The organism is Pseudomonas sp. PME37.24/025 (assembly GCF_055556615.1).
Genome location: NZ_JBVHNK010000179.1, coordinates 1 through 273, shown reverse-complemented (window position 1 = coordinate 273; position 273 = coordinate 1). Strand labels below are relative to the sequence as shown.

Genomic DNA, 273 nt, shown 5'->3' with positions numbered 1-273 from the left:
CTTCGGCGTCGTCGACGTGCGCGATGTGGCCGACCTGCACATCCGGGCGATGCTGCACCCTGACGCGGCGGGCGAGCGTTTCCTGGCCGTGAGCGGGATGTCGAGCTTCTTCGAGGTCGGACAGATCCTCCAGCGTCATCTGGGCGAGCTCGCCGCCGCCGTGCCGCAGCGGGAACTGTCCGATGACGAGGTGCGAGAGCTCGCGGTGACCGACCCCGAGCTCCGAGAGTCGGTGAGCCAGCTCGGACGGACGCCCGTCATCAGCAGCGAGAA

1 pseudogene is annotated in these 273 nt (G+C 68.9%); it reads left to right on the top strand.

The annotated features are described in order from the left end of the window. A pseudogene (locus tag ACZ3HH_RS29985) lies at positions 1–273 on the top strand (aldehyde reductase); the annotation flags it as partial.